Raw genomic sequence first — 13,381 nt, forward strand, 5'->3', positions numbered from 1 at the left:
GGTCTTCCGATGACCGGGACGGGAATGAACGCACAGCAAGTCAAGGTCACCCGGTGGGTGGCGATCGTCGCGGGCCTGATCGGCTTCGTGCTGTCGGCGCTGACGCCACTGCTGCCGGTGGTGCAGTCGACAGCGCAGCTCAATTGGCCACAGCAAGGCCAGTTCGGCAACGTGACCGCGCCGCTGATCTCGCAGACGCCGGTGTCGATGACGGCGACCATCCCGTGCGACGTGCTTCGGACGCTGCCGCCGTCGGGCGGTCTGGTGTTCGGCACGGTGCCCAAGGACGGCAAGCAGGCCGCACTGAACGGGCTGTTGGTCAACGTGTCCAGCAGCCGCGTCGACGTCACCGACCGCAACGTGGTGATCGCCAGCGTGCCGCGCCTCAAAGCGATTGGCACCCCGGGCTGTTCGCGCATCGAGATCATCTCCGACAAGAACGGGACGTTCGCGACGTTCGTCGGCCTGACGGGAACCGACGGCAAGGAGCTGCGGACCGGTTTCGCCGACCCCAACCTGCGGCCGTCCGTCGTCGGCATCTTCACCGACCTGAAGGGCGCAGCACCGCAAGGCCTTTCGGTGTCGGCAACCATCGACACCCGGTTCATCAACCGGCCGACCATCATCAAGTACACCGCGATGTTCGGCGGCATCGCTGCCACCATCGTGGCGCTGCTGGCCCTTTGGCGCCTGGACCGGATGGACGGGCGCCGCATGCAGCGGCTCATCCCCAGCCGCTGGCGGACGTTCAACATCGTCGACGGCGTCGTGGTCGGCGGCTTCCTGCTGTGGCATGTGCTGGGCGCCGGGTCATCTGACGACGGCTACATCCTGCAGATGGCGCGCGTCGCGCCGCACGCGCAGTACATGATCAACTACTTCCGCTGGTTCGGCAGCCCCGAGGATCCGTTCGGCTGGTACTACAACGTGCTGGCCCTGATGACCCACGTCAGCGATGCCAGCATCTGGATCCGCCTGCCGGACTTGATCTGTGCGCTGATCTGCTGGCTGTTGCTGTCGCGCGAAGTGCTCCCCCGACTCGGCCCCGCCGTGGTGGGCAGTAAGGCCGCCATGTGGGCCGCGGGCCTGGTCCTGATGGCCGCGTGGATGCCGTTCGACAACGGCCTACGCCCCGAAGGCCAGATCGCCACCGGCGCCCTGATCACCTACGTGTTGATCGAGCGCGCCATCGGCACCAGTCGGCTGACCCCGGCGGCACTCGCCATCATCAGTGCGGCGTTCACGCTGGGCATCCAGCCGACGGGCCTGATCGCGGTGGCCGCCCTGCTCGCCGGTGGTCGCCCGATCCTGCGCATCCTGGTGAAGCGGCGCCGCGAGGTCGGCACCTGGCCGTTGGTGCTCCCTCTGCTGGCGGCCGGTTTCGTCGTCCTCACCGTGGTGTTCGTCAACCAGACTGCGGCAGGGGTGTTGGAGGCCACCCGGATTCGCACCGCCATCGGCCCGAGCCAGGCCTGGTACACCGAGAATCTGCGGTACTACTACCTGTTCCTGCCGACGGTCGACGGTTCGATGACCCGGCGCTTCGGCTTCCTGCTGACCGCGCTGAGCCTCTTCACGTCGATGTTCATGATCCTGCGACGCAAGCGGGTTCCCGGCATCGCCCGCGGACCGCTGTGGCGCCTGATGGGCATCATCTTCGCCACCATGTTCTGCCTGATGTTCACCCCGACCAAGTGGGTGCACCACTTCGGCCTGTTCGCGGCCGTGGGTGCCGCGATGGCCGCGGTGGCCACGGTGCTGGTGTCGCGGTCCGTCCTGAAATCGGCGCGCAACCGCATGGCCGTCACCTCGGCGGTGCTGTTCCTGCTGGCGCTGGTTTCGGCCACCACCAACGGCTGGTGGTACGTGTCGAGTTATGGCGTGCCGTTCAACAACGACATGGTGGCCGTCGGCGGAATCAAGCTCAGCACAATCTTTTTGACGCTGTTCGTGATCACCGCGGTGTGGGCGTTCTGGCTGCACTTCAACAGCGACCGCCCCGAAGGCCGGCTCACCAGGCTGGTTACGGCGGCCCCGATCCCCCTGGCTGCCGCGTTCATGGTCGTGGTCTGTGTGGCATCGATGGCCATCGGTGCGGTGCGCGAATACCCGACGTACTCGAACCTGGCGAGCAACCTACGGGCGCTCAACGGCGGCTGTGGACTGGCCGACAACGTGCTCGTTGAGCCTGATTCGAATGCCGGGTTCCTGGCCCCGCAGGCTGGCGACTACGGCCCGCTGGGCGCCCTCGGCGGTATCGAGCCCGTCGGCTTCACTCCCAATGGCGTACCGGACCGCATTGTCGCCGAAGCGATTCGGCAAGACTTCCCGATGCCGGGCACCGACTCGGACTGGGACGCCGCGGTGAGGCTCAAGACGCCGGGAATCAACGGCTCCACGGTGCCGCTGCCCTACGGCCTGGACCCCGCACGGGTACCGGTCGCCGGGACATACACCAGCGGCCCGCACTCGCAGGCCAAACTGACCTCGGCCTGGTACGGCCTGCCCGCCGCCGATGCCGCGCACCCGCTCGTGGTCGTCACCGCAGCCGGCACCATCACCGGCAACAGCTCACTCAAGGGCCGCACCGAGGGCCAGACCGTCGAGCTGGAGTACGGCCGCACCGGCCCCGACGGCCACCCCGTCGCGGGCGGACGGCTGGTGCCCTACGACATCGGCCCGACACCGTCGTGGCGCAACCTGCGTTTCGACCGTCGACAGATTCCGGCCGATGCCACCTACGTTCGCGTGGTGGCGGTGAACCTCTCGCTCAACGAGGGCGACTGGATCGCCGTCACCCCGCCGCGCGTGCCCGAGGTGAAGACCATCCAGGAATTCATCGGCAAGAAGCAGCCGGTGCTGATGGACTGGGCTGTCGGCCTGGCGTTCCCGTGCCAGCAGCCGATGCTGGTGCGCAACGGCGTGACCGAGGTGCCGAAGTTCCGCATCACACCGGACTACACCGCCAAGAAGCAGGACACCGACACCTGGCAGGACGGCATCAACGGCGGTCTGCTCGGTATCACCGATGTGCTGCTGAAGGCTCACGTGATGTCGACGTACCTGTCCGACGACTGGGGCCGGGACTGGGGCTCGCTGCGCCAGTTCACGACCGTCGTCGACGCAACGACAGCTGAACTGGACCTGGGCACCGCGGTGCACAGCGGCTTCTGGTCACCGGGACAGATGCGGATCAAGCCCTAGCTCGTTCCGCCGATTGGCCTGGGGGTACCTCCCGCTTGCGGGGGACTATGACACGCGTTTCGCGAAACGTCGTGTCGTAGCTGCCCATTCGGCGTCAGGGAGGCTCATCACCGGTCGTCCCACTAGTTCTTCCGGTCGCCCGTGGTTCCATCGGCAAGCCCCAACCTTCCTGCAAGCCAGGGCAGTTCCTTCTTCAGACCGGCCGCCCAGACGGGGAAGCTGTGGCCGCCGGGCACGGTTTCGAAGCGCACATCCATGCCGGCGTCTTTGGCCAGTTGGTAGAGCTTCTCCAGGCCTGGCCGATATTCGCGATCGTCGGCACCGACGACGAATACGCCGGCGACGGTTGGGTAGTGCCGCGTCCGCATCAGATCGGCGGGATTGACCGCAACAAACTTCGCGTTGTCACCGCCGAAAGCAGCGGAGATCGTTCGCTGGCGGTCACCCAGCGTCGGTTCCAACTGACCGGACATGTCGAGGAAGGTCGGGTACTGATCCGGGTAGTTGGTGACGAGTTGCAGGGCGCACGTACCGCCGTACGACAAGCCGCCGACAGCCCATTTGGCGCGATCGACGTCGACATCGAGAGTGCCTGTGGCCCAATCGGTCACGTCAGTGGTCAGGTAGGTGGCGGCATTGCCCAGATCTGAGTTCATGCAGAGCGGATTGCCCATGGCGGTTCCGGTCCCGTCGGCGACGATGACGACGGGCGCGACACCGTCGTGCGCTGCGGCGTAGTCGTCCATCGTGTCGGCAAGTCGCGCACCCACGAGCCAATCCGACGGAGCACCGGGCTGACCGGCGAGCAACAGGAGAACAGGCAACCGCGGCCGAGGACTACTGGAATAGGCCGGCGGCAAATACACTTTGGCTGCCCGGGCGGCGAACTGCGACGCCGAAGCCGGGATCGTCACGGTCGCGATGGTTCCATGAGCGGGCAGCCCCGACGGCTTTCGCCACTGCGACAACGGCACCACCGTTTTCGCCTTGCCCAACTCGGACGCATTCGCCGTATTGATGTGGTCCAGCCCCAAGGCCGCTCGCAGGGTTGGGTATTGGCCGAAATGACTGTTCACATGGGCGAGGCCGAGCAGCACCACCAGACCGGCGGCACACACCGTCACCACCCGACGCCAGATCGCCTCGGCAAACATCAACCGCGTCACCAGAATTGCCAGCCCGACGACGCATACGCCCAACCAGACATACACGACGTCCGGTATCGGCTCTGGAACCGGCCGCCATTGCTTTTCGACGTACCACCGTGCCGCAAAGGTCACCGCTATTGCCACCGGCAGCGTAATCGCGGCAATGGCAACAAAAAAGCGGCGCGATGGTTTGCCCAACAGCCATACGAAACCCAGCACACCGAGGATGTTGATGACCATCAAGAGCCAGCCATCGATGATAGAGGCGTCAAGCACCTTGACCACGTCGGCATCCTCCGCTGCACAATATTTGAATCATCGAGTTTCCCAATACCATTCGAAATTCGTGCACTTCCGCCCTTCATTCAGCGACGCCCAATACGCGGGAAGTGCGATCCCAAATATCCCGCACGGGCGACCACTTTGCGCCATATACTGCGAAATTGACGCAGACGTCGGGGAGGACTCGCAATGGGGACATCAACAGCCGTGGAAAGACGGCCGAGACGACCGCTGCGCGATGTGAACGGCGCAGCGTCGGCAGAAGCCGCGTTGATCGTGGCGATCTGCACGATCCTCGTCACCCGGGCGTACCTGGCCGCGACCGGCTATCCCCAATTGGGCACGGCCACTGTGCACATCGCACATGCGGTCTGGGGGGCCGCCGGGATGATGGTCGGGCTGATGTTGGGTTGGATGTTCCTGGGCCACCGCGTCCGGGTCATCTCAGTCGTCATCGGCGGTATCGGTTTCGGCCTGTTCCTCGATGAAATCGGCAAATTCGTCACCAAGTCGAACGACTACTTCTTCCAGCCCGCAGCCGCCATCATGTACACGGCAATCTTGGTCTTGCTGGTGATCAACCGGGCAATCCGCGATTTTCGGCAGCCCAGCCGGGAAGAATGCCTTGCCAACGCCGCCGCGATCGCCGCCGACGGCGTCGCCCTGGGTTTGGGGGCGCACTACCGGGCGACCGCCGAACGCGCATTGACACGAGCCGAAGAACTCGGTGCCAATGACGAATCGGTGGCCGCGATCAGGACATTGCTGGCTCAATCCCAAGACCGCCCAGAGCATCTGCGTGCCCTGGGTGCCCAGCTGGTTGAAATGGTTCCCGGGTTGGTGCGCAGCCCTCGATGGGTGCCAGTATTGGGCGGGGTGATGGTTGCCATCGCCCTGTATCTGGCGGGCAAAGGGATCATCCAATTGTCGGCGTGGGGGTTCCTGCCGGGCCACAGCGACCGGACACTGTTTGTCGGCCCGATGGGTATCGGCGACGGAATCCTCTTCGCCAGCGCACTGATCACCTTGGCGTTGGCAGTACCTGCGCTGCTCGACCGCAACCGCAGCGAATTGTCGCGGCTGCGGTCGCTGCGAATGGCGGCACTGGTGTCGACAGCGCTCACTGCGCTCGTCGAATTCGCGGACCAAGTGCGGGTGGCTCTCTACATCGTCGCGTTCGGGCTGTTCATGTTGGCGGTGCTGTCATACCGGATCCGCGCGTGCATCGAGGCTGGCGGCGACGCGCTCGAACCAGCCGACCCGCAGCCACACGCTGCACCGGCACCGGCACCGGCTGCACCCGTTGTCCTGCAGTCCAAGGATCCTGCTGCCACTCCGACGCTGCGGCAGCTGGTGCGCCGGGTGCGGTTCACCCTGCTTCTCACCGGCACAATCGTGGTGATCGGGCTGGCAACCGGCGCGCTGTGGACACCGGTCACACGATTCTCCTGGTTCAACGACGTCGCGATCGGATGGCCGGCCCTCCGCGAAGGCCGTTGGTGGACGGTGGTGTCGAGTTGGTTCTTCGGACTCACGCCGGGTCAGTACATCACCATCACCGCGGTCTTCGTGGTCGTTGTGGGCTGGTGCGAAATCCGCTTGGGCACCAAGCGAATCGCGCTGATCTGTGCGCTCGCACAGATCACCGGTGTGGTCGGCGCATCGTTGATCGCCGCCGGGCTAGATGCCGCCGGGCTGCCATGGGGCCATGACCTCGCGCAGGTGCGGGACGTCGGGTGCACGACCGCGATGATCGGTGCCGTGGCAGCCACCAGCGCGACGCTGCGTTCCCCGTGGCGTTTGCGCCTGCGCGCAATCCTGGTCGCCTACGTGGTGATCGGGCTGCTCTTCGAAGGCAAATTCGCCGACATCACGCATGCGGTGGCACTCGTCATGTGCCTGGTGATCGGCGAACGGTACTTCAGCACCGCCGAACGCGGGTGGCGGCCGCGAACCCGCCGCGAAGTACGCACCATCGCCTTCGTCGGGCTCCTCGTGATGGCCGCCGTCTACATCGTCATCGTCGTGGCACCGGGCCGGGGCCCGCTCGGACCGACCGCCGGCGCCCGCAACACCCTTCTCGACACGGTGGTCAACGTCGTGGTGATTGCACTGGTAGCCAACCAACTTCGGCAGGGACGACGGTGGGCCTGGTGGGTCACCATCATTTTCGGCTGGCTGTCGATCGGCGCCGCGGTGATCGCGCTGTACCTGGCCATCGTCGAAGGTGCCGACGACGGAAACGGCGCCATCACCTTCGGCACCGGGCTGTTGTGGGCGGGAATCGTCACACTCCTGATAACGGGACGACAAGCGTTCCAGGTGCCGGTACGCCGTCGGCTCCGTTCGGGCGCGCTGGCCGGCAACACCCCGCCAGAAGCTGCGCGTGAACTCTTGCGGCAGTACGGATCCGGCACCATGTCGTGGATGACGACATGGGCCGGCAACAGCTACCACTTCGGCGCCGCCGGTGATCGCTATGTGGCCTTCCAGCGGCACGCAGGCGTCGTCATCGCACTAACCGATCCTGTGGCCCCACCCGACCAAATCGCGGCCACCGTGGCTGACTTCGTCAGCGACACCGAAGCCAACGGACTTGTGCCATGCCTCTTTTCGGTATCCGCCGCAGTGGCAGATGATGCGCGTGCGCAGGGCCTGCGCACGGTACAGATCGCCGAAGACACACTGATCGATCTGGAGAACCTCGAGTTCACCGGAAAGGCTTGGCAGGACGTGCGTTCGGCGATGAATCGCGCCAACCGCGAAGGCATCGATTTCATCATGACGACGCTGGCCGATCAGCCGTTCAATGTGGTCGCGCAGGTACGGGCGATCTCCGATGCCTGGGTCGGCGACAAGGGAATCCCGGAAATGGGCTTCACGCTGGGTGGTGTCGAAGAAGCGATGGATCCCGAGGTGCGGGTGGGCCTGGCCATCGACTCGACCGGCAATGTCCATGGCGTCACGTCGTGGCTGCCGGTGTACGGCGCAGGCGCAGTGGTACAGGGCTGGACGTTGGATGTCATGCGTCGGCGCCACGACGGATTCCGCCCCGTCATCGAATACCTGATCGCGTCGGCCTGCATGGCTTTCAAAGACGAAGGGATGCAATTCGTCTCGCTGTCCGGTGCGCCGTTGGCACGCAGCGGCGACGGACCGTTGGAGCCGCTCGGCAAGGCGCTCAATGTGCTCGGTGGCGCGTTGGAGCCGCTGTACGGCTTCCGGTCATTGCACACTTTCAAAGAGAAGTTCCAGCCCCGCCACGAGCCCGTCTATATGTGCTTCCGCGACGAGTCCGATCTCCCGCGAATCGGTATGGCATTGACCCGCGCCTACTTGCCCGACGCTTCGACGACCGATCTCGCGCGCCTGACGATGGCCGGTAAGTAGTTCGGGCCGACAGATCGGGCCACCACCTCGGCAGGCAGGACGGGCGGGACGGCGAGGAGCGTGCCAGATCGCCCTTGACAGATTCCCAATCAAACGCAATCATTAGCAATCAAATCCAAGTGGTGCAGATCACAGGCCAAGGGAGGTGTCGTGGCATTCACCGGACCCGCTCCGCGCGATGCGTCGGGCGCCCTCTACGCCGACCAGCGCAAACAGCAGTTGCTCGAGATGCTGCGCCGCGACGGCCGCATCGACGCCACCCGTACCGCGTCCGAGCTGGGCGTGACGGGCGAGACCATCCGCAAGGACCTCATCCTCTTGGAGCGCCAAGGCTTGTTGCGGCGGGTACACGGTGGCGCGGTGCCGGTCGACTACCTGTCCTACGAGCCGGCCGTCGAGACACGGACCGAGTTCCTCGCCGAAAAGGCCCGCATCGCAAAGGCCGCGCTGGCACATCTTCCGGAACGCGGCTCGGTTCTGATCGACGCCGGTTCCACCACCGCGCAGCTGGTCGAACTGTTTCCCGGCGACCGCGAACTCACCGTTTACACGAACTCGTTGACGCAGGCACTGACGCTGCTCAGCCGGCCACAACTGACGGTTTACACCTTGGGCGGACGAGTTCGGTCCAAAACCTTTGCCGAGGTTGACGATTGGGCTGCCCGCGCGCTCGCCGAGATCAACGTCGACGTCGCCTTCCTGGGAGCCAACGGCATCAGCACCGACCGTGGCCTCACCACCCCCGCCCCGTCCGAAGCCGCGGTGAAGCGACGGATGCTCGCGTGCGCGCACCGACGCATCCTCCTTGCCGACCACAGCAAGTTCGGGATCGTCAGCGGAGCCCGGTACGGCGGGCTGGAAGACATTGACCTGTTGATCACCGACACCGGCGTGGACAGCCCACAGCTCTCCGAACTATCCGCCGCCGGCGTCACCGTGGAACAGGCGTGATATCCACCGAAACCGCAACAGCTTTCGCGAATCTCTGAGTTCACCAGTCACCAATATCGCCACCCCGGACGCGCCTTCACCGCGCGCCGCCGGTAATCCCATCGCGTCGTCGCGCTGCCCAAAAGGAGAACCCCCATGGCCGATCCGAAGATCCTCGGTCTGGTCCTGGCCGGGGGCGAGGGCAAGCGGCTGTCCCCTCTGACACTCGACCGAGCCAAGCCCGCAGTGCCGTTCGCGGGACTGTATCGATTGGTCGACTTCGCCTTGTCGAACCTGGTGAACGCCGGAGTCCTGCGGATCGCCGTCCTCACGCAGTACAAGAGCCACAGCCTCGATCGCCACATCACCACGACCTGGCGGATGAGCAGCCTACTCGGCAACTACGTCACCCCAGTGCCCGCCCAACAGCGTCTCGGCCCGCAGTGGTACACCGGTTCCGCCAACGCCATCCACCAGTCGCTCAACCTCATTCACGACGAAAAGCCGGACCTGGTCGTTGTTTTCGGCGCCGATCACGTCTACCGCATGGACCCGCGGCAGATGATCAACCAGCATCTCGACGGTGGTGCCGGCGCCACCGTCGCCGGAATCCGGGTGCCGCGCAACGAGTCAGGCGCATTCGGCGTGATCAAGACCGCCGCCGACGGTCGGCAGGTCGAGGCGTTCCTGGAGAAGCCGGCCAACCCGCCGGGCCTGCCCGACTCGCCTGACGACTCGTTCGTATCGATGGGAAACTACGTGTTCTCGACCGGGGCGCTCATCGATGCGCTGCGCGCTGACGCCGACGACGAGTTCAGCAAGCACGACATGGGTGGCGACATCATGCCGATGATGGTCGAGCAAGGCCGCGCCCAGGTTTATGACTTTCAGAGCAACCAGGTGCCCGGCTCGCACGCCGAGAACAGCGGCTACTGGCGCGACGTCGGAACCCTGGACTCCTACTACGACGCCCACATGGACCTGTGCGCCGTGGTCCCGGCGTTCGACTTGTACAACAGCGCGTGGCCGATCCTCACGCATATTCCGCCACACCCGCCGGCGAAGTTCGTCCACGACGTCGGCGACCGGGTCGGTCGTGCCGTCAACAGCGTCATCTCCAATGGCGTCATCATCTCCGGCGCGCTGGTGCGCGATTCCGTGCTGTCGCCGGGTGTCCGAGTGGAGGAATACGCCACGGTGGACCGCTCGGTGATCCTGGACAACACCGTGGTCGGCGCACATGCCTTGGTACGCAACGCAATTGTCGACAAGAACGTCGTGGTCCCGCCGGGCGCCCAGATAGGAGTCGACAAAGAACATGACCGGGCACGCGGCTTCGCCATATCGGAGAACGGCGTGACAGTCGTCGGCAAGGGCCAACGGGTCACGCCCTGACCGTCAATTGATGAGGAAGCACGAGGTACGACATGATCGGAAAGCGAACAGCGTTGCCACTGCCCGCGCCGTCCATCCGGCCGGTGGCCGACGAATGGGAATGGCAGGAGTCAGCCCGCTGCCGCGCAATGGATTCCAACATCTTCTTTCACCCCGATAACGAGCGGGGCCGGGCGCGCAGACAACGTGAACAACGGGCCAAAGAGATTTGTCACCAGTGCCCGGTGCAGGCCCCGTGCGCTGCCTTCGCGCTGCTGTCCGGCGAGCCGTACGGCATCTGGGGCGGTGTGTCCGAATCCGAACGCTTTTCCGCACTGGGCATTTCAGATCCACGCACCGCCGCAAACCTGAGCACGACGAAGCGCCGGGAGGTCCGGCGGACCGATCTGGCTGCCGCGAGCGGCGAATAACAACAACTCACGCCCACACCCACAGCAGTTCCCCAACCAACACAAGGAGATAACACATGTCCAACGCAGCACACCACACCTCGCCGGCAGTCCGTATGGTCGCGGCGATCATCGGCGGCAGCGCCCTGGCGGTCATGGGAACCCTCGCGGTCACCACCGCACGCCACGATCAATCGGTTCTGGAAGCATCCGGGGGGCCGGCAACCATCACCAGCACCACCCCGCCGTCTACTCCGCTGATCGCCTTCGCATCACCGACTGTGACGGCGACCTACTCCGGGAAACACTAAGCCGCACTGACCACTTCGGCCGGCTTGGTGTGCACCACGACAGCGAGTGGGGTGCGGATGTAGCGCAGCCACGTCAGCGTCAAGGCGGCCACGTAGAAGGCGACGAAGACCCAGAACGCCGCAGTGGCTGAGCCACTGGACAGGTAGGACTGCCGCAGCGCCAGGTTGATCCCCACACCCCCGAGCGCGCCGATGGCGCCGGCGAAGCCGATGAGGGCGCCGGACATGCCGCGGGACCAGTTCTGCCGGTCGGTCTCGCTGCCCACCACCGATCGGCTACGGGCCTCGAAGATCGACGGAATCATCTTGTACACCGAGCCGTTGCCGATGCCCGACAGGACGAACAGCGCGACGAAGCCGACGATGAAGCACGTCATGGTGGCAGCGTCGACGGCGCCGCCGGTGTGGTCATGGTAGGCCGACGCCGAGATCAGCAGCGCGCCAAAGAGAATCATGCCAGAGAAGGCGCCCATGGTGACGCGGCCACCGCCGACCCGGTCGGCGAGCTTGCCACCGTACACCCGTGCCACGGAGCCGAGCAGTGGTCCGACGAACGCAATCTGAGCCGCGTGCAGCGCCGCCTGCGCGGGGCTCTGACCGCCGGCGACGAAGTTGATCTGCAAGATCTGGCTGAAGGCGAACGAGAAGCCGATGAACGAGCCGAAGGTGCCGATGTACAGGAACGCGACGATCCAGGTGTCCGGCACGGTCAGGATGGAACGCATTGCCGTGGAATCGATTCGGTGCTGCGCAAGGTTGTTCATGAACATTGCGGCGCCGACGGCTGCGACGGCCAGCAGCACCAGGTAGATCGCGCACACCCAGTAGGGCGCACGGTTGCCCGCCACGGCGATCACCAGCAGGCCGACGACCTGGATGGCCGGCACACCGAGATTGCCGCCACCGGCGTTGATTCCGAGCGCCCAGCCCTTGAGCCGCTGCGGGTAGAACGCGTTGATATTGGTCATCGACGACGCGAAGTTGCCGCCACCCAGGCCGGCGAGCGCCGCGCATAGCAGATACGGCCACAACGGCAGTCCGGGGTGCGCCAGCAGCCACATGCTGCCCAGCGTCGGAATGAAGAGGACGAGCGCGGAGAAGACGGTCCAGTTGCGGCCACCGAACGTAGCGGTGGCCATGGTGTACGGAATGCGAAGACAGCCACCGACGAGCGTTGCGGTGGCGGCCAGCAGGAACTTGTCACCGGCCGTGAAGCCGTATACCGACTGCGGCATGAACAACACCATGACCGACCACATGGTCCAGACCGACAGTCCGATGTGCTCCGCGATCACCGACCACAGCAGGTTCCGGCGAGCGACGTTCTTGTTGCCGGCTTCCCACGCGACGATGTCTTCAGGATCCCAGTCGGTAATGGTTCGCGATCGAAACATGCTGCAAATGTAGAAATTTCATGTTTCCGCGAGGCGCTGGACGATGACCCGATCGTGAAGATTCATTCACCCCTCGCCTTACCGTGGTGTGAGGCCCGGCTCTACAACTGCCTCAATCGCCGAACGTGAAGTGAATGACGAAGATTCAGTGATTTCTCGCCATCTACTTCACGTTCGGCGCGGCAGCAGGTCCTAGACCCAGCGGCTGCGCGGCGGTGGCGCCTGCGGCGTGACCCACGCCTTGGCGTACCGACTGTTGCTGGCACGCTGCGGATCCCGGCTCCGGTAGACCACATACGGCCGCACCAGGTAGCCGATCGGGGCGCTGAACATGTGCACCAACCGGGTGTAGGGCCAGACGCCGAACAGCGTCAGGACGATGAGCACGTGCACCTGAAAGGACAGGGGTGCCGTCGCCATCAAATCCGGTGTGGGGTGCGGTGTGAAAAGGCTGCGCAGCCAGGGAGACACCGTCTCCCGGTAGTTGTAGGCCGACGCCACGTTGCCCAGCGTGTTGACCATGCCGGTGATCAGGGCGCCGACCAGCAGCAGGTACATGAGCTTGTCGCCGACGGTGGTGGCACCTCGCACCGCGGGCACGGTGACCCGGCGGTAGAGCAGGATGGCGGCCCCGGCGATCACCGCGAACCCAGCCGGTGCACCCATACCGATAGCCAGCAGGTGGTAGGTGTGTTCGGAGATGCCGATCGCCGACGTCCACGATTCCGGGATCAGTAGGCCCACAACGTGTCCGCCCAGTACGCCGAGAATCCCGAAGTGGAACAGCGGGCTGCCCAAGCGCAGTAGCTTGCTTTCGTAGATTTGAGATGACCTTGTGGTCCAACCGAATTGGTCGGTCCGGTAACGCCAGATATGGCCCAGAACGAACGAAGTGAAGGCGATGTACGGCAGCGTCATCCACAAGAGGTCGGTCACTG

The 13,381-nt window shown here is 65.0% G+C and carries 9 protein-coding genes; 6 read left to right on the plus strand and 3 right to left on the minus strand.

Translation table 11 applies throughout. The annotated features are described in order from the left end of the window. The first annotated feature begins 9 nt into the window (after nucleotides 1-9). Entirely contained in the window at nucleotides 10-3,204 is a 3,195-nt protein-coding gene (locus AC3WTE_RS24985) for an arabinosyltransferase domain-containing protein (RefSeq protein WP_492441852.1), read from the plus strand. Between the two features lie 122 nt (nucleotides 3,205-3,326). Here AC3WTE_RS24985 and AC3WTE_RS24990 read toward each other — a convergent pair whose 3' ends face one another. Then, nucleotides 3,327-4,637 (minus strand): alpha/beta hydrolase, encoded by a 1,311-nt coding sequence (locus tag AC3WTE_RS24990; protein WP_492441854.1) that lies wholly within the window; start codon nucleotides 4,635-4,637, stop codon nucleotides 3,327-3,329. 186 nt (nucleotides 4,638-4,823) lie between these two features. On the opposite strand from AC3WTE_RS24990, the gene AC3WTE_RS24995 reads away from it, so the two are divergent. From AC3WTE_RS24995 to AC3WTE_RS25015, 5 genes are all read left to right on the plus strand, one after another. Next, nucleotides 4,824-8,024, plus strand: a complete 3,201-nt coding sequence (locus AC3WTE_RS24995; protein ID WP_492441856.1) for a bifunctional lysylphosphatidylglycerol flippase/synthetase MprF — start codon at nucleotides 4,824-4,826, stop codon at nucleotides 8,022-8,024. Between the two features lie 150 nt (nucleotides 8,025-8,174). Next, nucleotides 8,175-8,975, plus strand: coding sequence for a DeoR/GlpR family DNA-binding transcription regulator (locus AC3WTE_RS25000; RefSeq protein WP_492441858.1), 801 nt, complete (start codon nucleotides 8,175-8,177; stop codon nucleotides 8,973-8,975). A gap of 135 nt (nucleotides 8,976-9,110) precedes the next feature. After that, nucleotides 9,111-10,349: a glucose-1-phosphate adenylyltransferase gene (gene glgC, locus AC3WTE_RS25005; RefSeq protein WP_492441860.1), complete on the plus strand. Its 1,239-nt coding sequence runs from the start codon at nucleotides 9,111-9,113 to the stop codon at nucleotides 10,347-10,349. A 53-nt stretch (nucleotides 10,350-10,402) separates the two neighbouring features. Next, nucleotides 10,403-10,759 (plus strand): WhiB family transcriptional regulator, encoded by a 357-nt coding sequence (locus AC3WTE_RS25010; RefSeq protein WP_492441977.1) that lies wholly within the window; start codon nucleotides 10,403-10,405, stop codon nucleotides 10,757-10,759. A gap of 56 nt (nucleotides 10,760-10,815) precedes the next feature. Next, nucleotides 10,816-11,049 carry a hypothetical protein gene (locus tag AC3WTE_RS25015; protein ID WP_492441862.1) on the plus strand — a complete coding sequence of 78 codons (234 nt, stop codon included), beginning with the start codon at nucleotides 10,816-10,818 and terminating at the stop codon, nucleotides 11,047-11,049. Here AC3WTE_RS25015 and AC3WTE_RS25020 read toward each other — a convergent pair. Both AC3WTE_RS25020 and narI read right to left on the minus strand, forming a co-directional pair. Then, nucleotides 11,046-12,443: a nitrate/nitrite transporter gene (locus tag AC3WTE_RS25020; RefSeq protein WP_492441864.1), complete on the minus strand. Its 1,398-nt coding sequence runs from the start codon at nucleotides 12,441-12,443 to the stop codon at nucleotides 11,046-11,048. The genes AC3WTE_RS25015 and AC3WTE_RS25020 overlap by 4 nt on opposite strands. A 192-nt stretch (nucleotides 12,444-12,635) precedes the next feature. After that, entirely contained in the window at nucleotides 12,636-13,379 is a 744-nt protein-coding gene (narI, locus tag AC3WTE_RS25025) for a respiratory nitrate reductase subunit gamma (protein WP_492441866.1), read from the minus strand. Nucleotides 13,380-13,381 lie beyond the last annotated feature (2 nt).

It is taken from the genome of Mycobacterium sp. FW102-FHT13B02 (assembly GCF_058790275.1).

Excerpts from the sequence above, each read along its gene's own strand:
- AC3WTE_RS25015 (WP_492441862.1), top strand. The coding sequence starts at position 10,816 with ATGTCCAACGCAGCACACCACACCTCGCCGGCAGTCCGTATGGTCGCG.
- AC3WTE_RS25020 (WP_492441864.1), bottom strand. The coding sequence starts at position 12,443 with ATGTTTCGATCGCGAACCATTACCGACTGGGATCCTGAAGACATCGTC.
- AC3WTE_RS24995 (WP_492441856.1), top strand. The coding sequence starts at position 4,824 with ATGGGGACATCAACAGCCGTGGAAAGACGGCCGAGACGACCGCTGCGC.
- AC3WTE_RS24985 (WP_492441852.1), top strand. The coding sequence starts at position 10 with ATGACCGGGACGGGAATGAACGCACAGCAAGTCAAGGTCACCCGGTGG.
- glgC (WP_492441860.1), top strand. The coding sequence starts at position 9,111 with ATGGCCGATCCGAAGATCCTCGGTCTGGTCCTGGCCGGGGGCGAGGGC.